Here is a 17,530-nt window from a genome sequence, read left to right as displayed (position 1 = left end):
TCGTCACTTCATCGGTCACAGGCCAAGGTTACCGATGTCCGCGCTAGGCGGTGTTGCGGTGATAGACCAGCCGGAGTCCGATCAGCGTGAGCCACGGCTCGTGCATGTCGATCGAGCGTGCCTCGCTGACCACCAGCGGCGCCGCGCTGCCGGTGGCGACCACCGTGACGTCGTCCGGGTCGTCGGCCAGCTCGGCGGCCATCCGCTCGACGATCCCGTCCACCTGACCGGCGAACCCGTAGATGATGCCCGCCTGGAGTGCCTCGACCGTGTTCTTGGCGATCACCGAACGCGGCCGGATCAGCTCCACCTTGTGCAGCTGCGCCCCGGCCGCGGCCAGCGCGTCCACCGAGATCTCGATGCCCGGGGCGGTCACCGCGCCGACGTACTCCCCCTTGGCCGAGACCGCGTCGAAGGAGGTCGCGGTGCCGAAGTCGACGATGACGCACGGCCCGCCGTACAGCTGAATGGCCGCCAGCGCGTTGACGATCCGGTCGCTGCCGACCTCCTTCGGGTTGTCCATCCTGACCGGCACCCCGGTGCGGATGCCGGGCTCGACGATCACCGCGGTGACGTCGCCGTAGTAGCGGCGGCACATCTCGCGCATCTCGTTGAGCACCGACGGAACCGTGGAGCAGAGCACGATGCCGTCGACGTCGGTGCCTTTGATCAGGGGCGACTGGCCGAGCAGACCCTGCAGGACGACGGCGATCTCGTCGGCCGTCCGCCGGGCGTCGGTGGCGATCCGCCAGTGCTCGATGACCTCGTCGCCCTCGAACAGGCCGAGAACGGTGTGCGTGTTACCGACGTCGATGGCAAGCAGCATCAATTCCCCCGAAGGTCCAATGCGATGTCAAGAGCCGGTGCCGAGTGGGTGAGCGCGCCCACGGCGAGGTAGTCGACACCTGTTTCGGCCACCTCACGGGCCATCTCCAAGGTCAACCCCCCGCTCGACTCCAGCCGTGCCCTGCCGTCCACCAGCCGTACGGCCAGCGCCAGCTCGTCCACGGCGAAATTATCCAGCAGGATCTCCTCGGCGCCCTCGGCGAGCACCGGCTCGATCTGGTCGATCCGGTCGACCTCGACCTCGATCGGCAGGCCGGGGTAGGCGTCCCGGACCGCCCGGAACGCGCCGGCTACTCCACCCGCGGCCACCACGTGATTGTCCTTGATCAGCGCGGCATCCGAAAGTGACATACGGTGATTGACTCCACCGCCGCACCGCACAGCGTACTTCTCCAGGGCCCGCAGCCCCGGCAGCGTCTTGCGGCTGTCCCTGATCCGCGCGCCCGTCCCTCGCACGGCCCGGACCCAGTGCCCGGTGAGGGTCGCGATGCCGGACAGGTGGGTGAGCAGGTTGAGCGCGGTCCGCTCGGCGGTCAGCAGGTCCCGCGTGGGGCCGGTGACGGTCATCAGCACGTCGCCCCGGGTGACCTGCTCGCCGTCCTTGACCCGGCGCTCCGCCACCAGACGGCCCTCGCTCAGATAAGCGAAAACGCCCTCGGCGACGGCCAGCCCGCAGACCACCCCGTCCGCGCGGGCCACCACGTCGGCGGTGTCGGTCTGCCCGGCCGGGATGGTGGCGAGGCTGGTGACGTCACCCGCGGCCTGGAGGTCCTCATCCGCGGCGGCCCTGAAAAGGGCGGCCACCGCGGCCGGGTCCAGACCCGCCTCGACCAGGTCCGTCTCCACCTGTTCCGGCAACTCCGTCGCGCGCTGTCCGTGCGGCACGTATGTCATGGTCATTCCCTCCGCTGTCAGAGATACGTCGAGGTGGCCCAGCCACCAGGCATCGTTCCGTTCGGGGAAGTCCTCGCGCCAGTGCGACCCGCGGGTCTCCTCGCGATTGCGGGCGGCCGCCACCAGCGCCGACGCGACCGTCAGCAGGTTGGTGGCCTCCCACGACTCGGTGCACGGTTCCACCGCCACCGGGGTCCACCGGGTGCTCACCAGGGCGCGGGCCACCTCGGTCAGGGACTCCTGGCTGCGCAGCACACTCGCCCCCCGGCTCATGTGCCCCTGGATCCTGGACCTGGCCCTCGGGTCGACCAGGCCGGCGGGCCGGTCGTCGGCCCCCGGTGCACCGATGGCCGGCCGTACGGTGGCCGTACCCGCCACGCCCTCCGGTGAGCCCGGCGTGCCGGCCGCGTCCTCCGGTGAGCCCGTCCCGGTGGCCGTGTTCGTCGCTCCCGCCGACGAGTCCGCCCCGGTGGCCGTACCGGGGGAGTCGGCGTGCCGCCGCGCGTGGATGTCCTCGGCGATCCGCCCGGCGAAGACCAGTCCTTCGAGCAGCGAGTTGGAGGCCAGCCGGTTGGCGCCGTGCACGCCGGTGCAGGCCACCTCCCCGCAGGCGTACAGGCCCGGCACGCTGGTACGGCCGTGCAGGTCGGCGCGGACGCCGCCGCTGGCGTAGTGGGCGGCCGGGGCGATCGGGACGGGCTGGGTCACCGGGTCGATGCCGTGTTCCAGGCAGACCGCGTGAATGGTCGGGAAGCGGGTGCGCCACTTCTCCTCGCCGAAGTGGCGGGCGTCGAGATACATGTGGTCGGCGCCGGTCTCGCGCATCCGCCGCATGATCGCCTTGGCCACGACATCGCGGGGCGCGAGGTCGGCGAGCTCGTGGACGCCCGCCATGAAGCGGTTGCCCTCGGCGTCGATCAGCACCGCGCCCTCGCCCCTGACCGCCTCGGAGATCAGCGGCTGCTGGCCGGTCGCGTCCTCGCCCAGCCAGAGCACGGTCGGGTGGAACTGGACGAACTCCAGGTCCCTGACCACGGCGCCGGCCCGCAGTGCCAGCGCCACCCCGTCACCGGTGGAGACGACGGGGTTGGTGGTGGCGGCGTAGACCTGGCCCATGCCGCCGGTGGCCAGCACCACGGCCGGGGCCCTGACCGCCCCCACGCCGTCGCGTTCGCCCTCGCCCATGACATGCAGGGTGACTCCGGCGGTCCGGCCGCCGGCGTCCTTGAGGAGGTCGAGCACGAGCGCGTGCTCGATCACCTCGATCGCCGACTCCTGGACGGCCTGGACGAGCGCCCGCTGCACCTCCGCCCCGGTGGCGTCGCCGCCCGCGTGCACGATGCGGTTGCGCCGGTGGCCGCCCTCCCGGGTGAGCTGGAGCTCGCCCGCGTCGTCGGTGTCGAACCGGGCGCCCGTGGCGATCAGCCCGCGCAGCGCGGCGGGACCTTCGGTCACCAGCACCCGGACGGCTTCGGGGTCGCAGAGCCCGACGCCCGCGACGAGGGTGTCGGACAGGTGCTCGGCGGGGGTGTCCCGCGGGTCGAGCACGGCGGCGATCCCGCCCTGCGCCCAGCGGGTGGAGCCCGACGACAGCACGTCCTTGGTGACGACCAGCACCTTCGCGGCGGGATCGAGGTCGGCGTACCGCAGCGCCAGGGTCAGCCCCGCGACGCCGGAGCCCACCACCACCACGTCCGCGTCGATGGTCCAGCCCGGGGCGGGCGCGGTCAACCTCTGGGGAATGGCAGGAACCGCCATAACCGTCTCCTCGCGGGGGTTGAGAGGCTTCATTTCGTCAATGTGACGATAACGCGCGCCGCACAGCGGTTCTTCCCCGGGGTGCCCCTTCGAGCCCGTATCACCGCGAGGTCCACCGGCGGCGGCCCTCCGCGTCGGCAGGCCATGGGATCCGAAACCCTGCGGCCCCGAGGTCGGAACGGCCACCGGAGCCTGGGAGACGCCGGTCTGAGGATCCGCGGCGCCGGAGCGGCCACTTCCGGGCCTGCGGTTCAGAGCTGCCGTTGACATGGATGTAACAAAACTACATAACATGCATGCAGTCGATGATCACCCCCCAACCGTCTCAACGGAGGCATCGCCATGGAACCTGAACCAACACCGGAACGGTGGTACGCCTGGGGCAACAACCCCGAACTCTCCCGCTCGTGGCCCTCCCCGCACGCGGACATCGACGTCAACACCGACGGCCTCAGGAAGGTCGGCGACGCGATCATGCTGGAGATGGACACCGCGGATGGCTACAACCAGGCCGACAACAAATCCCCAGCTCTGGGCTCCTGGCCGGATCTGGCCGATTCCGATCACGCCGGACATCTCGGCAGGTTCAGGAAGTTCGACCCCCCGCGGTGGGATGCGCTCACCGCACTCGAGGAGACGCTGACGGGCATCAGCCGCTTCGTCGTGGGCGGAACCCATTGCGCCCTGGAGGGTTACAACAACTTCGGCAACATGATCTTCGCGACCTCGGCGAACTACGCCATGGCCGACAGCGTCTTCGACGAGCACATCTCCGTGCTGAGATACACCGTCAACGGCAAAGGCGTCCACCACGAGACCTGGGAAAAGAAGTCCTACATATGGCAAGAGGACAACATCTCGGACTACGACGCACCCAAGATCAAGGCCATGCTGGACAGCGTCGAGGTGGAGACCATGCTGCGCAAGGGCGGTGCGTGCACCGACCTGGCCGCATGGTCGACCAACCTGCAGTCCCTCGTCGAGCAGCACGCCAAACAACTGGCCGGCGTCTGGCAGGGCGAGCCGGCCGAACTCGCCCTGGACGCCTTCCGCAAGATGCACGCCACCGTCAGGGCGCTGGCCCACTCCATCGGCACGACCGGTGACACGATCACCCGGCTGGCCGGAGCGATCCTCCAATATCAGCTGAACTTCGAATCCGTGGTCAAGCTGGGCAACTGGGAGCGCGACGACGACCTGCCGGACTGGCTGCTTCCCTGGGGCGGCGGCGCACACGACCGCGCCCGCGACTACCTGCGCGAACTCAACCAGCAGCTGAAAATCGCCTACGACATGCTTCCCGCAGAGATCGAGATCCTCCTCCCCACCCTCGGCGTCGACAACCCGAAGTACACCTACGAGAAGGACGGGCTCAAGGACGGCAGCGACTACTGGGATCACATGATCTTTTACACCCCGCCGCTCCCACTTCTGGACCGCGACGAGCCGGCATCCTGACAGCGCCCGCTCGCATGCGTACGAACGAGGCGGGCGGGCGGGAGAGCCGGATGGGCCGCCGTCCCACTGACATCACCGGAGGACCCCGCCGCCCGCGCATCTTTCCCTGACGAGGCTCTCAGCCCGCCGGCCGGTGAAGCACGTCACCGCGCAGGAGATCCGTGGCGGGCTCCGGAGCCGCGGCGAGGTCCCGGCCGAGCTCGACGATCCGGTTGCCGCCGTCGACGTGGACCACCCTGGGCCGGAAGGACCTCGCCTCGGCGTCGTCGAGCTGGCCGTACGCGATGACGATCACCAGGTCGCCCACCTGGACGAGCCGGGCGGCGGCGCCGTTGATGCCGATGATCCCGGAACCGCGGGGACCGGCGATCGTGTAGGTCACCAGCCGGGCGCCGTTGTCGATGTCCACGATGTGCACCTGCTCGCCGGGCAGCAGCCCTGCGGCGTCCAGCAGGTCCTCGTCGACGGTCACCGATCCCACGTAGTGCAGGTCGGCCTGGGTGACCGTGGCCCGGTGGATCTTCGATGTGAGCATGGTGCGGAACATGGGTCGATCACCTTTCGTCCGGTCGCGCCGCCTCGCGAGCGTGCACGCCTGGGCGAAACATACCCGAGGCCGCCGGTGCCTCCGCCACGCCCCTGTGGTCGTCGCCGACCTCCGCGAAGGTCGCCGGATCCACCAGCACCAGGTAGTCGACGGCCACCGCGGGCTCCGCCGCCAGCACGGCGCGCGCGGCCCGGCGGATCTCCCCCGGCGTGCGCCGCGCGACCCCCGCCGACAGGGCCCGCGACAGCGCCAGGGCCGCCCCGCGATCCTCCGGAGTCAGATAGCGGTTGCGGCTGGACAGTGCCAGGCCGTCCGACTCCCGGACCGTGGGCACCCCGACGACGGCGACCGGCAGATCAAGGTCCATCCGGCGGATCATCGCGAGCTGCTGGGCGTCCTTCCGGCCGGACACGACCGCATCCGAGGCCTGCGGCTTGGCTGCCGTTGGCATGGACGCAACAGGACTCCATAACATGCACGCAGCCGATGATCATCCCCTAACCGTCCTACCGGAGGCATCGCCATGGAACCCGAACCGACACCGGAACAGTGGTATGCGTGGGGCAACAGCCCCGAACTCTCCCGCTCGTGGCCCTCCCCGCACGCGGACATCGACGTCAACACCGCCGGCCTCAGGAAGGTCGGCGACGCGATCATGCTGGAGGTGGAAGGCGCGCACCCCTATGAACAGGTCGGCAATAGATCCCTTCTGGACTACTGGGAAGAGCTGGACGGTATATTCCTGAATCAGGAGACCAGGGTCCCATGGGGTGCGCTCAGCACATTCACGATGGCGGTGATGCGCTACAGCCTGTATGGCTTCCCCGAAACAGGGGGTATCAGCAAATTCGTCAGGGCCGAAATCCTGGACACCTTGGAAAGTTACAGCAACTTCGGCAACATGATCTTCGCGACCTCGGCGAACTACGCCATGGCCGACAGCGTCTTCGACGAAAACATCTCCGAGCTGCGATACGCCATCAACGGCGCAGGCGTCCGCCACGAGACCTGGGAAAAGAAGGACATCTTCCAGCAAGAAGACAACATCTCGGACTACGACGCACCCACGATCAAGAACATGCTGGACAGCGTCGATGTGAAGACCATGCGGGACATGAGCGGCGTGTGCACCGACCTGGCCGCATGGTTGGCCAACCTGCAGTCCCTCGTCGAGCAGCACGCCAAACAACTGGCCGGCGTCTGGCAGGGCGAGCCGGCCGAGCTCGCCCTGGACGCCTTCCGCAAGGTGCACGCCACCGCCAGGGTGCTGGCCCACTCCATCGGCACGACCGGTAACACGATCGCCTGGCTGGCCGGCGTGATCGACCAATATCGGCTGGACTTCGAATCCGTGGTCAAGATGGGCGACCGGGGGATCGACGACGACCTGCAGGATCGGCTGCTCCCCTGGGAGAGCGGCGCACACGACCGCGCCCGCGACTACCTGCGCGAACTCAACCAGCAGCTGAAAATCGCCTTTGACATGCTTCCCGCAGAGATCGAGATCATCCTCCCCGACGTCAGTGTCAGTGACGCGAAGTACGCCTACAAGAAGGACGGGCTCAAGGACGGCAGCGACTACTGGGATTCCATGATCTTGCGCACCGGGCACCCACATTCGGGCAGCGACCCGGCATCCTGACAGCGCCCGCTCGCATGCGTACGGCGGACCGGGCGGCTGCGCCGGGACCTCGTCAGAGGGTGACCGTCACGTTGTCGATCAGCCTGGTGGAGCCGACCTTGGCGGCCACGGCGAGGATCGCCGCACCCCTGTGGTCGTCGCCGACCTCCGCGAAGGTCGCCGGATCCACCAGCACCAGGTAGTCGACGGCCACCGCGGGCTCCGCCGCCAGCACGGCGCGCGCGGCCCGGCGGATCTCCTCCGGCGTGCGCCGCGCGGCCCCCGCCGACAGGGCCCGCGACAGCGCCAGGGCCGCCCCGCGATCCTCCGGAGTCAGGTAGCGGTTACGGCTGGACAGTGCCAGGCCGTCCGACTCCCGGACCGTGGGCGCCCCGACGACGGCGATCGGCAGATCGAGGTCCAGGACCATCCGGCGGATCATCGCGAGCTGCTGGGCGTCCTTCTGGCCGAACACGGCCACATCCGGCTGGACCAGGTTGAACAGCTTGATCACGACGGTCAGCACGCCGTCCAGGTGTCCCGGCCGGAACGCCCCTTCGACGACCGTGCCCATCTGCCCGGCCGAGACGCCGACCTGCCGGTCCGGCAGATACATGTCCTCGGCGGCGGGGGCGAACACCACACTCACACCCTCGGCCGCGCAGACCTCCAGGTCGGCGTCGAACGTCCGGGGATAGCGGGAGAAATCCTCGGTGGGGCCGAACTGCAGCGGGTTCACGAAGATGCTCACGGCCACGTGCTCGGCCTTCTCCCGGGCCAGCCGCATGAGCGAACGGTGCCCTTCGTGCAGCGCACCCATGGTCGGCACCAGCGCCAGGGCCGCCTTCGCCCCGGACGATCCGCCGCCGATCCCCAGGGTCCGCCTCGCCTCGACCAGTTCGGTGCGGTCACCCGCCACGATCACGTCCATATGTTTCCTCCCAGGGCGTCCAGGAGGCGCTCGGCGGCCTCGGGTTTGAGCAACCCGGCCGCTAGCGCCCGGTCCGCCGTGAGCCTAGCGAGGGCCACGTAGGCGTCCGCGGCCTCGGGTGCCGCCAGGATCAGCGCGTCCACGTGCTTGCGGACCGTGCCGGCGTCTCCGCGCACCACCGGACCGGTCAGTCCGGCGATGCCGAGCCGCAGCACGTTGTCCAGAGCCGCGCTCAGCAACGGGCCGAGCATCCGGCCCGGCTGCTCCACTCCGATCTTCTGCAGCAGCTCCGAGGACTCCGCGACCAGCGTGACCATGTGGTTGGCCGCGTTCGCCAGGGCCGCGTGGTAGAGCGGGCGGTCCTCGTCCGCGATCCAGACCGGCTCCCCCTCCATCTCGATGACCAGGGCCTCGGCCACCGGGCGGAGCGGGTCGGGGGCGGTGACGCCGTAGGAGATGCCGACGAGCCGGCGGAGGTCGTCGTCCTTGCCGGTGAAGGTCATCACCGGGTGGAGTGCCAGTGGCAGCGCCCCCGCCTTGATCGCCGGGTTCAGCACCGCCAGGCCGTACGCCCCGCTGGTGTGCGCCACCAGTTTGCCCCGCAGGTCGGCGCCGGTGCCGACCAGGCCGGAGACCAGGTCGGGGAGCACGTCGTCGGGGACCGCCAGCAGGACGAGGTCCGCGGCGGCCACCACGTCCTCCGGGCGTGTGGGGGTCAGACCGAGCCGCTCGGCCGCCCGCTCCCTGGAGGAGTCGGAGACCCCGCTGGCGGCCACGATCCGATGGCCCGCACGCGCGAGCGCGGCACCGAGCGCCGACCCGACCCGGCCCGCCCCGACCACTCCGACGGCCAGCCGTGCCGGGCGATCACCTGCGTACATGACGTCCCGTCCTTCGACCACATAGGAGGCTCCATGCCCAGTTGACCAGCGTAACGGGCCCGGAGGTCGCAACCACATGAAGCCACCTGTCCGGAAGCGGCCGGGGAACCCGGAATCCCCACCGGCTGAGGATCCACCCCGCCCGGCGGGCGGAAAGCTGTAGCGTCTGTGGGCGTGTGGCTCACCTGGCGCGCCGCGATGGAGCAAGCGCTCTACGGCGAGAACGGCTTCTACCTGCGTGAGTGTCCCTCGGGGCACTTCCGGACCTCCGTCGGCGCCTCCCCCGTCTTCGCCGAGGCCGTGCTGCGCGAGCTCATCGCGGTGGACGACGCACTCGGCAACCCACCGGCGGTCGACCTGGTGGACATCGGCGCGGGTGAGGGCGAGTTGGCGGCCGGGGTGCTCTCCGCCGCACCGCCCGAGCTGCGCTCCCGGCTGCGGGTGACCGGGGTGGACCTGGCCTCCCGGCCCGCCCGGCTGCCCGGGGAGATCGGGTGGGCCGCGGCCGTGCCGGACGGGATCTGCGGCCTGGTGGTCGCCAACGAATGGCTGGACAACGTGCCCGTGGACGTCGCCGAGCAGACGGCGGACGGCCCCCGCCTGATCCTGGTCGATCCCGCCACCGGCGCCGAACGGCTCGGAGACAGGCCGCAGGAGACCGACCTGGCCTGGCTGTCTTGCTGGTGGCCGATGCGGGCGGTGGGCGAACGGGCCGAGATCGGCAGGCCCCGCGACGAGGCCTGGACCACGGTGATCGTACGGCTGGCACGCGGCCGGGCGATCGCGATCGACTACGCACACCCGGTGGACGACCGCCCGCCGTACGGGACGCTGACCGGCTACCGCGACGGAGCGGCCGTGGCGCCCGTGCCGGACGGATCGTGCGACATCACCGCGCACGTGGCCCTGGACGCCTGCGCCGCCGCCGGAGAGCGCGCCGGAGCCGCCACGACGGCCCTGACCACCCAACGGCAGGCGCTGCGCGCCCTGGGCGTCACCGGGACCCGCCCACCCGTCGACCTCGCCCGCACCGACCCGCGCGGCTACCTCCAGACCCTGGCCAGATCCTCACAGGAGGCGGAGCTGATCGCTCCCGAGGGGCTGGGCGGCTTCGGCTGGCTCACCCAGGACCGGCTCTGACCGATCGCCTCCAGATGAGCCGAATCCATGTGATGCGGCTCTTCCAGGCCCGTCAACCACCACTAGCGGAGACCCGACTACGCGGTGAACCTCCGGTCGTGCGGAAACCCCCGAGGTTCGCCGCGAAATGCCGCCCGGCGGCGTGCCGCCGGGCAAACCCGCGATCAGAGATCTCCGTCGCGGACGCTCTTGAGGAAGTCATGCCAGACCGCCGGGGTGAAGGTCAGCACCGGACCGGACGGATCCTTGCTGTCGCGCACGGCGACGACGCCGGGCAGGTTCGTGGCCACCTCCACGCAGTTGTCACTGCTTCCGCCGCTGTAGCTGCTCTTCCGCCATGTGGCATCAGCCAGGTCAGAGGGTGGCATGGTCGCTCCTTACCGCGACGATGAACGCCGCAGACTCCTCAGGGGACAAGCACACGCGAGCGAGGCGCTCGAACGTCAGCTTAAGGTTCCGTACCTGATCCGTCGCCTCCACATAGACATCCCCGCCTGGACATCCGGTGTAGCCCACGTCTGGATCTTCGGCGTCGAACGACAACAGAGAGAAGGCGCCCTCCAGACCGCAATGCGCACCGACCCGGAGCGGCAGAACCTGAATCGTGACATTGGGCCGATCCACGACGTGGAGGATGTCTTCGAGCTGGCGAGCCATGACGCCGGGCGCTCCGACCGGACGGCGCAGAGCGCATTCATCCATGAGGACGTGCAGCCTGGGCGCCTGCGAACCGAGGAGACTGATCTTGCGTGCCATTCGAGCCGCCACGTACCGCTCCAACTCGGCAGTGACCAGTTTCGGTCGGGCCGTGCAGATGAGCTCACGAGCGTAATGCTCGTTCTGCAGCAGACCCGGCACCAGCAGCGGTTCCCAGGTGCAGATGGCCGTCGCCTCGGACTCCAGCCCGACGTAGGCACCGGCGAACACGTCACTGTAGGCGGTCCACCAGCCGCGACGGCCGGCGTCATGACCGAGCTGGATCAGTCCCGCCTTCATGGACGGGTCCACGCCATACAGATCGCAGGCGCCGGCGATGTCCGTACCGCTGGGCATGGTCCGGGCGTTCTCGATGCGGCTCAGCTTCGCCGTGGACCAGCCAAGCCGCGTGGCCACCTCCTCCAGCGTGAGACCCGCCTTCTCGCGGAGCCCTCGCAATTCACGACCGAGGCGGCGATGCCGCACAGTAGGACCCGTGGAAGCCATGCCGCCAAGTCTGCCTGATTCTGGTCACCTCACGTAAAAGAAAAGTCACGCAAGGTGCTTGCGATCATGTAAATTGCACGCAACACTTTGGGGAATCAACCGATCACAAGAGGTGACAATGAAGCGAAGGCGCACGAGGGGCACTCCGTCATCATTGATGAGCTGTGGTCGGGTCCGCCACGAAGTTCCCCAGCCCCCGAACGGCGTAGACGACTCCTTCTTCGCGTAGCCGCACCAGGACTTTGCGGGCCGTGCCGCGAGCGACACCGAACTCCTGGACGATCTGATGCTCGCTCGGGACCTGCTCATCGACGGCGTAGACGCCCCCGTCGATGCGCTGTTTGATGACAGCCGCAATCTGAACCCACCGCGGCTGGTTAGCGCGCCATTCGATCACCACAGGGATCACCGTAGATCTCCGTGACGAACCTGAGATACCCAGGGAGAACTCAGGTTCACCATGGTGAACCGTAGTGAGGATGCGACAAAAACCGGACCCGCCAGGACGCTTGCGACGCCTGACGGGCCCTTGATCAGGAAAGGCCTCCTGACCCATGACCAACCCTACTGTTCCGGTCCTCGACCGGCAGGCGGTGAGCGGCTGCGGCTGCTTTGCCGACGATCCGCCGATGCCGATGGGATGTGCCCTCTGCGGCCACCCGCCCCACGCCCACGGCTGCCCCGGCCAGGCCGCCGATCACGACTACGCGCAGCCGTCGGGCGCGTTGCTGGCCGAGCGCCTGGAGCTGCGCCATCGGCTCGGCCTGGGCCGGGTCCTGCCCGCCTACCGGCCTCCCGCCACCGTGGCCCCCACCGAAGTGATCCCACTGGTGCCCGCCCAGCGCCGCACCGAACCGCCTGCGCTCCCCGCACCCGCCATATCGGCGCCGGCACCCGTGCCCGCCGCACCAAAACCCGCTGTACCGGCGCCGGCACCCGTGCCCGCCATACCGAAGCCTGCCGCACCGACACCACCCGCACCCGCCGGTACCGACACCACCCACACTGACGCCTGCCGCACCGACGCCGCTGCCCAGGCCGACGCCCCGCCGTGTGCGGCACCCGGCACCCGCGCTCCGGCCCGCTGCCGGCGCACCGCCCTGGCGCGACGACAGACGGCGACCGGCGAAGCGCAGCCCGCGAGCGATCCCCCACCGCCACCGCTCTCACGACGCCGGAACCGCTCCGCCCGCACGCTCATCGCCCGTCTCGTACGGCGCGGCTCAGACGTTTTCGCCCGCCTCGTACGGCGTACCTCAGCCGTTTCTTCCTCACCCCACAGGGCGGGTCCGGCCGGTCGTCGCGAGCGCCGGCCGGACCCTCGACCGGACACAGGAGGTCCGATCCATGGAACACCCTGAATCTGCCGCACCCGCTTCGGCGATCCCCGGTTGGCGGGTGATCCGCAGCGACGCCGGACGCTACTGGGCCAGCCGCGAGGAGCCCTTCGCCGACGACTCGGCCTGGGGCCGTCCGCCCTTCCGCACCGTGGACGCCGACACCTTCGACAGCCTCCGTGCCGAGGTCACCCAGCAGGAAACGGCCGCCCAGGAGGCCTCCGAACACCAGGCCGGACTGTGAACCGGGAAGGCGGCCGGACAAGAGGGAGAGGAGAGGGTGTCGTGATCGGGCGTCCCGCCCGCGTCGTCCTTGACCGGAGCCGATCGCCCTGGAGGGCTGGGAGGTGAACGGGTGACTCAGATCTGCACCTCAAGGGAGGTGAGCCCCCGGATGACGTAGCCCGGCCCCCAGGTCGGCTCGGCGGCGAGCGCCAGTTTCGGGGCCCTGCGCAGCAGCGCGCCGAACGACTCGGCCAGCTCGATCCTGGCCAGCGGGGCGCCCAGGCAGAAGTGGATGCCGGCGCCGAAGGAGATGTGCGGGTTGTCGGCCCGGCCGACGTCGAGGCGGTCGGGGTCGGCGAACACCTCGGGGTCGCGGTTGGCCGAGCCGAACAGCAGCGCCACCTCCGTACCGCGCGGAATGTCCACCCCGCCCACGGTGATGTCCTCCAGCACCCAGCGCTCGAACATCTGCAGCGGGGTGTCCCAGCGCATCAGCTCCTCGATCGCAGTGGGCAGCAGGCCGTGGTCGGCGTGGAGCCGTGCCAGCTCGGCCGGGTTGCGGAGCAGCGACCACCAGCCGTTGCCGGTGACGTTGACGGTGGCCTCGTGCCCGGCGTTGAGCAGCAGCACACAGGTGCCGACCAGCTCCTCCTCGGTGAGCCGGTCGCCCTCGTCGGCCACCAGGGCCAGCGCGCTGATCAGGTCGTCGCCGGGGTCGGCCCGGCGGGCGCGGGCCAGCCCGACGAGGTAGTCGGAGAACTCTCCGGCGGCGCGCACCGCGGTGTGCTGGGCTTCGACCGACGGGCTGAGCTCGTACATCCCGCAGATGTCGGCGGACCAGGGACGCAGCAGGTGCCGGTCGGCCTCGGGCACGCCGAGCATCTCGGCGATCACGGTGACCGGCAGCGGCTCGGCGACCTCGGCGATCAGGTCTCCGCCGCCGCGCTCGACGAATGCCTCCACCAGCTCCCCGGCCATCCGGGCGACCTTGGGCCGGAGCGCCTCGACCATGCGCGGAGTGAACGCCTTGGAGACCAGCCGCCGCAGCCGGGTGTGGACCGGCGGTTCGACATCCAGCATCCCGGCCCGGACCACCCGCCAGAAGGGGTCCTGGAACTCGGGGTCGTCCGGCCTGCCGAACTCGGCGTGGGTGGCGACATGCAGGTAGGAGCGGCCGAGCCTGCGGTCGCGCAGCAGCGCGTTGACGTCGGCGTGCCGGGCGATCAGCCACTGGCCGGTCGGCTCGAAGAAGCTGACCGGCCGCTCCCGCCTCAGCTCGTCGTAGACGTCGTAGGGATGGGCGACGAATTCCGGATTCCAGGGATCAAAGAGCACGTAAACATCGTAATGTTCGCCGCGATCAGCGGGTGGCTCCGCCCCCGCTTGTGAAACGCGGCTCAGCGGAAGTCGTCGACGTGCTCCTCGGCCCACTGGCGGAACGTCAGCGCGGGTCTGCCCAGCAGGCGCTCCACCGTGTCGGTCACCCGCTCGGGCGTGTCCACGAAGGCCCGCCACGCCCGCAGCCTGGCCTCCACGAACTCCGCGTTTCCCCAGGCCGCCGTCAGTTGCTCGCGCGCCACCTCCGGCGGCAGTTCCTCCCACCGCACCTCGCGCCCGATCGCCTCACCGATGATCCTGACCTGGTCGGCCTGGGTGAGCGACTCGGGACCCGTGATCACGTACGCGGCACCCTCATGTCCGTCAGAGGTGAGCGCCTGCACGGCCACCGCCGCGATGTCGCGTTCGTGGATCAGCGATCTGCGAGCCTGGCCGTACGGCATGCGCACGACCCCCTGCCTGATCTGGCCGGCCCAGGCCAGCGTGTTCGTGGCGAAGTCGATGGCCCGCACGAAAGTCCAGGCCAGGCTGGACTTTCTGATCAGCCGCTCGATCTCCTGATGGAAGATGGCGGGCCGCTCTCCGTCCGCGAGGTCGGCCACGTCGGCCGACAGGTACGCGACCCGCTTGGTGTGCCCGGCGATCACTTCCACCACGCGGGGCTCCACCGGAATTCCCGGCCACATCAGATAGACGCCGTCCACATCGCGCAGCGCGGGCTCCAGCGTCTCGGGTGACGAAAGGTCACCGCGTACGGCCTCCACCTCTCCGGGCAGCGCGGCCGTGCCAGGGTCGCGAACCAGCGCGCGTACCTCCACCCCAGCCTTGACCAGCGAGGACACGACGTGCTTGCCTACATTGCCGGTCGCACCGGTCACCAGGATTCTGCTCACGGGTCCGACCGTAGAACCTCAACCGCAGTTGAGGTCAATTCAACGGGTCGCGCCGACGCCATCCGTTCGAAACACGGCTCAGGACTCGGTCTTCTGGTCCGCCTCGTAGCGCTGGTGCAGCTCGACCGGCTGCTCCCCGTTCGTCTTGCTGCGCAGCCGGATGTTCAGCAGCTCCACGGCGAGCGAGAACGCCATCGCGAAGTAGATGTAGCCCTTGGAGATGTGCTGTTCGAACCCCTCGGCGATGAGCACGACGCCGATCAGCACCAGGAACGACAGCGCGAGCATCTTGATGCTCGGGTGCTTGTCCACGAAGCGGCTGATCGGGCCGGAGGCGAAGAGCATCACGATGACCGAGACGATGACGGCCGCGACCATGACGCCCAGTTCGTCGACCATGCCGACCGCGGTGATCACCGAGTCGAGGGAGAACACGATGTCCAAGACCATGATCTGCAGGATCACCGCGGTGAAGGAGGAGGCGACCTTGGCACCGGCGTGACCCGATTTGCCCTCAAGGCTGTCGTGCATCTCGAAGACGCTCTTGCCCAGCAGGAACAGCCCGCCGAAGATCAGGATCAGGTCCCGTCCCGAGATCGGGTGGCTGAAGACCTCGAACAGCGGCGCGGTGAGCTTCACCACCCATGACAGCGCCAGCAGCAGTGCCAGCCGACTGACCAGGGCGGCGAGAAGACCCAGCTTGCGGGCCTTGTCACGCTGCTCAGGCGGGAGTTTCCCGGCCAGGATGGAGATGAAGATGATGTTGTCGATGCCCAGGACGATCTCCAGGCCCACGAGGGTGACAAACCCTATCCAGATCTCCGGGTTGGTCACCCAATCCATCGTCCACTCCTTCGTCAGGCGTCACCGGGGTTACAGCCTCGACGAACGAGAGGCCTCACGAGTTCCTCAATAAGGATCACATCGCGCTCTTTTCGCATTTGCGGAGCCGGGCCAAGAGTCGGTTATAGTTCCCCTGTAGGTCATGAGTGCCAGTGACAAGCCCCGGCTCGCTGGCCGGCAACCCTCGCGTCCGCGGCGGGGTGCCCCGGGTGAGGACCTGGTCCGACACGAGGTGTGTCGGGCAAGCGCGGGCTCCACGCACCAACGCCATGGCTTGGGGTCCGATGACCTCTCAAGGAGCCTTGGCGTGTCCGCATTGACGATCTTCACTTCCGCCGCCGCCGTCGAAACCGCCGAAACGACCGTCCCCGCGACCCGCGTGTCCGACGACCGGCGCATCCCCGCCGTGCTCGGCTCGGACCTGGAGGTCCCGGTCAGGGGAGGCCGGCTCGTCCGCTACGCCAACCTCGACTACGCCGCCAGCGCGCCCTGTCTGGAGCCGGTCAGCGCCGCCGTCGCCGCCGCGCTCCCGGCCTACTCCAGCGTCCACCGCGGTGCCGGATACGCCTCCCAGCTCACCACGGCCCGCTACGAGCAGGCCCGGCACACCGTCCGCGCCTTCGCCGGGGCACGCCCGGACGATGCGGTGATCTTCACCCGGAACACCACCGACGCGACCAACCTGCTGGCCCGCAGCCTGCCCGCAGGCACCACCGCCGTGGTCTTCGACACCGAGCACCACGCCTCGCTCCTGCCCTGGGCCGACGCCGTACGGCTCGCACCCCCCGCCTTCCCCGGCGAGGCGGTCCGCGCCGCCGACGAGGCGCTGGCCGGGATCGACGGCCCCAAGCTGCTGGTCGTGACCGCGGCCTCCAACGTCACGGGCGAGCTCTGGCCGATCGCGGCCCTGGCCCACATCGCGCACCGCCACGGCGCCCGCATCCTCGTCGACGCCGCCCAGCTCGTCCCGCACCGCCGTCTCAACCTGACCGCGCTGGACCTGGACTACGTCGTCTTCTCCGGCCACAAGCTCTACGCCCCCTTCGGGGTGGGCGCCCTGATCGGCCGTGCCGACTGGCTGTCGGAGGCGGAGCCGTACCTGCGCGGCGGCGGCGCGGTGAAGGCCGTCGACGACGACGGGGCCGAGTGGCACACCGACCCCGAGGCCCGGCACGAGGCGGGCACCCCCAACGTCCTCGGTGCCATCGCCCTGGCCGCCGCCTGCGACGCGCTGACCGCCACCGGCTGGACCACGTTGCTCCGCGAGGAGGAGCGTCTCATCGGCCGCCTCCGGACCGGGCTCCGCACCGTCGAGGGCGTCCACGAGCTGGCCCTGTGGGGGCCGGACCACCCCCGCGTCGGCATCGTCTCCTTCGTGGTGGACGGCTTCACCGCCCGCGAGGTCGCCGAGGTCCTCTCCGGGACGTACGGCATCGGTGTGCGCGACGGCAAGTTCTGCGCCCACCCCTTCGTCCGCCACCTCCTCGGCGCCAAGGACGGCGGCTGCGAAGACGTCACCGCCTCCGCCGTCCGCGCCTCGATCGGGATCGGCACCACCACCGAGCACGTCGACCGTCTGGTCGCCGCCCTGCGGGATCTTGTCTCACGGAGCTGA

At 69.7% G+C, this 17,530-nt stretch carries 17 protein-coding genes, 1 pseudogene and 1 riboswitch; of the genes and pseudogenes, 6 read left to right on the top strand and 12 right to left on the bottom strand.

Annotation, left to right across the window (positions count from 1 at the left end; all coding sequences use genetic code 11):
- Nucleotides 1-43: 43 nt before the first annotated feature.
- Together OHA77_RS22150 and OHA77_RS22145 are read right to left on the bottom strand one after the other, a co-directional pair.
- Nucleotides 44-826 (bottom strand): type III pantothenate kinase, encoded by a 783-nt coding sequence (locus tag OHA77_RS22150; RefSeq protein ID WP_326826371.1) that lies wholly within the window; start codon nt 824-826, stop codon nt 44-46.
- On the bottom strand, nt 826-3,498 hold the full coding sequence (locus OHA77_RS22145; RefSeq protein WP_406311457.1) for an L-aspartate oxidase: 2,673 nt from the start codon (nt 3,496-3,498) through the stop codon (nt 826-828). Before OHA77_RS22145 ends, OHA77_RS22150 begins: the two co-directional genes overlap by 1 nt.
- A 342-nt stretch (nt 3,499-3,840) precedes the next feature.
- Between OHA77_RS22145 and OHA77_RS22140 the strand changes: the two genes are divergently transcribed.
- Nucleotides 3,841-4,956: a WXG100 family type VII secretion target gene (locus OHA77_RS22140; protein WP_406311456.1), complete on the top strand. Its 1,116-nt coding sequence runs from the start codon at nt 3,841-3,843 to the stop codon at nt 4,954-4,956.
- A gap of 118 nt (nt 4,957-5,074) precedes the next feature.
- On the opposite strand, the gene panD is transcribed toward OHA77_RS22140, so the two are convergent.
- The gene (gene panD / locus OHA77_RS22135; protein WP_406311455.1) at nt 5,075-5,503 is read right to left on the bottom strand and encodes an aspartate 1-decarboxylase; all 429 of its coding nucleotides are present in this window, start codon (nt 5,501-5,503) and stop codon (nt 5,075-5,077) included.
- A 7-nt stretch (nt 5,504-5,510) separates the two neighbouring features.
- Nucleotides 5,511-5,924, bottom strand: a pseudogene (locus tag OHA77_RS22130) (pantoate--beta-alanine ligase); the annotation flags it as partial.
- Nucleotides 5,925-6,026: 102 nt separating this feature from the next.
- Between OHA77_RS22130 and OHA77_RS22125 the strand changes: the two are divergent.
- A complete protein-coding gene (locus OHA77_RS22125; protein WP_406311454.1) occupies nt 6,027-7,145 on the top strand; it encodes a WXG100 family type VII secretion target in 1,119 nt (372 codons plus the stop codon).
- Nucleotides 7,146-7,197: 52 nt separating this feature from the next.
- Here OHA77_RS22125 and panC read toward each other — a convergent pair whose 3' ends face one another.
- Nucleotides 7,198-8,055: a pantoate--beta-alanine ligase gene (panC, locus tag OHA77_RS22120; protein ID WP_406311453.1), complete on the bottom strand. Its 858-nt coding sequence runs from the start codon at nt 8,053-8,055 to the stop codon at nt 7,198-7,200.
- Nucleotides 8,046-8,936 (bottom strand): DUF2520 domain-containing protein, encoded by an 891-nt coding sequence (locus OHA77_RS22115; RefSeq protein WP_326826377.1) that lies wholly within the window; start codon nt 8,934-8,936, stop codon nt 8,046-8,048. The genes panC and OHA77_RS22115 overlap by 10 nt, the downstream gene beginning before the upstream one ends.
- A gap of 174 nt (nt 8,937-9,110) precedes the next feature.
- Between OHA77_RS22115 and OHA77_RS22110 the strand changes: the two genes are divergently transcribed.
- Nucleotides 9,111-10,076 (top strand): SAM-dependent methyltransferase, encoded by a 966-nt coding sequence (locus OHA77_RS22110; RefSeq protein WP_406311452.1) that lies wholly within the window; start codon nt 9,111-9,113, stop codon nt 10,074-10,076.
- 164 nt (nt 10,077-10,240) lie between these two features.
- On the opposite strand, the gene OHA77_RS22105 is transcribed toward OHA77_RS22110, so the two are convergent.
- From OHA77_RS22105 to OHA77_RS22095, 3 genes are all read right to left on the bottom strand, one after another.
- Nucleotides 10,241-10,444 (bottom strand): DUF397 domain-containing protein, encoded by a 204-nt coding sequence (locus tag OHA77_RS22105; protein WP_406311451.1) that lies wholly within the window; start codon nt 10,442-10,444, stop codon nt 10,241-10,243.
- Complete coding sequence (locus OHA77_RS22100; protein ID WP_406311450.1) at nt 10,431-11,279, bottom strand: helix-turn-helix domain-containing protein; 849 nt, start codon at nt 11,277-11,279, stop codon at nt 10,431-10,433. Before OHA77_RS22100 ends, OHA77_RS22105 begins: the two co-directional genes overlap by 14 nt.
- A gap of 151 nt (nt 11,280-11,430) precedes the next feature.
- Complete coding sequence (locus tag OHA77_RS22095) at nt 11,431-11,679, bottom strand: GntR family transcriptional regulator (RefSeq protein WP_406311449.1); 249 nt, start codon at nt 11,677-11,679, stop codon at nt 11,431-11,433.
- Nucleotides 11,680-11,833: 154 nt separating this feature from the next.
- Between OHA77_RS22095 and OHA77_RS22090 the strand changes: the two genes are divergently transcribed.
- Together OHA77_RS22090 and OHA77_RS22085 are read left to right on the top strand one after the other, a co-directional pair.
- Nucleotides 11,834-12,640 (top strand): hypothetical protein, encoded by an 807-nt coding sequence (locus OHA77_RS22090; RefSeq protein ID WP_406311448.1) that lies wholly within the window; start codon nt 11,834-11,836, stop codon nt 12,638-12,640.
- Complete coding sequence (locus tag OHA77_RS22085; protein WP_406311447.1) at nt 12,627-12,860, top strand: hypothetical protein; 234 nt, start codon at nt 12,627-12,629, stop codon at nt 12,858-12,860. Before OHA77_RS22090 ends, OHA77_RS22085 begins: the two co-directional genes overlap by 14 nt.
- A 116-nt stretch (nt 12,861-12,976) precedes the next feature.
- Here OHA77_RS22085 and OHA77_RS22080 read toward each other — a convergent pair whose 3' ends face one another.
- The 3 genes from OHA77_RS22080 to OHA77_RS22070 all read right to left on the bottom strand — a co-directional run bounded on the left by OHA77_RS22080 (nt 12,977) and on the right by OHA77_RS22070 (nt 15,915).
- Entirely contained in the window at nt 12,977-14,176 is a 1,200-nt protein-coding gene (locus OHA77_RS22080; RefSeq protein ID WP_406311446.1) for a cytochrome P450, read from the bottom strand.
- 62 nt (nt 14,177-14,238) lie between these two features.
- The gene (locus OHA77_RS22075) at nt 14,239-15,072 is read right to left on the bottom strand and encodes an NmrA family NAD(P)-binding protein (protein ID WP_406311445.1); all 834 of its coding nucleotides are present in this window, start codon (nt 15,070-15,072) and stop codon (nt 14,239-14,241) included.
- Nucleotides 15,073-15,150: 78 nt separating this feature from the next.
- A complete protein-coding gene (locus OHA77_RS22070; protein WP_326826384.1) occupies nt 15,151-15,915 on the bottom strand; it encodes a TerC family protein in 765 nt (254 codons plus the stop codon).
- Nucleotides 15,916-16,053: 138 nt separating this feature from the next.
- Nucleotides 16,054-16,169: riboswitch (SAM riboswitch) on the top strand.
- 53 nt (nt 16,170-16,222) lie between these two features.
- On the opposite strand from OHA77_RS22070, the gene OHA77_RS22065 reads away from it, so the two are divergent.
- Entirely contained in the window at nt 16,223-17,530 is a 1,308-nt protein-coding gene (locus OHA77_RS22065) for an aminotransferase class V-fold PLP-dependent enzyme (protein WP_406311444.1), read from the top strand.

Source organism: Streptosporangium sp. NBC_01639 (assembly GCF_045209755.1).
Classification (GTDB): domain Bacteria; phylum Actinomycetota; class Actinomycetes; order Streptosporangiales; family Streptosporangiaceae; genus Streptosporangium.
The sequence above is the reverse complement of the archived record's forward strand: the minus strand, read 5'-3'. Positions and strand labels throughout refer to the sequence as shown.

Excerpts from the sequence above, each read along its gene's own strand:
- panD (WP_406311455.1), bottom strand. The coding sequence starts at position 5,503 with ATGTTCCGCACCATGCTCACATCGAAGATCCACCGGGCCACGGTCACC.
- OHA77_RS22115 (WP_326826377.1), bottom strand. The coding sequence starts at position 8,936 with ATGTACGCAGGTGATCGCCCGGCACGGCTGGCCGTCGGAGTGGTCGGG.
- OHA77_RS22145 (WP_406311457.1), bottom strand. The coding sequence starts at position 3,498 with ATGGCGGTTCCTGCCATTCCCCAGAGGTTGACCGCGCCCGCCCCGGGC.
- OHA77_RS22100 (WP_406311450.1), bottom strand. The coding sequence starts at position 11,279 with ATGGCTTCCACGGGTCCTACTGTGCGGCATCGCCGCCTCGGTCGTGAA.
- OHA77_RS22090 (WP_406311448.1), top strand. The coding sequence starts at position 11,834 with ATGACCAACCCTACTGTTCCGGTCCTCGACCGGCAGGCGGTGAGCGGC.
- OHA77_RS22070 (WP_326826384.1), bottom strand. The coding sequence starts at position 15,915 with ATGGATTGGGTGACCAACCCGGAGATCTGGATAGGGTTTGTCACCCTC.
- OHA77_RS22125 (WP_406311454.1), top strand. The coding sequence starts at position 6,027 with ATGGAACCCGAACCGACACCGGAACAGTGGTATGCGTGGGGCAACAGC.
- OHA77_RS22150 (WP_326826371.1), bottom strand. The coding sequence starts at position 826 with ATGCTGCTTGCCATCGACGTCGGTAACACGCACACCGTTCTCGGCCTG.
- panC (WP_406311453.1), bottom strand. The coding sequence starts at position 8,055 with ATGGACGTGATCGTGGCGGGTGACCGCACCGAACTGGTCGAGGCGAGG.
- OHA77_RS22140 (WP_406311456.1), top strand. The coding sequence starts at position 3,841 with ATGGAACCTGAACCAACACCGGAACGGTGGTACGCCTGGGGCAACAAC.
- OHA77_RS22085 (WP_406311447.1), top strand. The coding sequence starts at position 12,627 with ATGGAACACCCTGAATCTGCCGCACCCGCTTCGGCGATCCCCGGTTGG.
- OHA77_RS22105 (WP_406311451.1), bottom strand. The coding sequence starts at position 10,444 with ATGCCACCCTCTGACCTGGCTGATGCCACATGGCGGAAGAGCAGCTAC.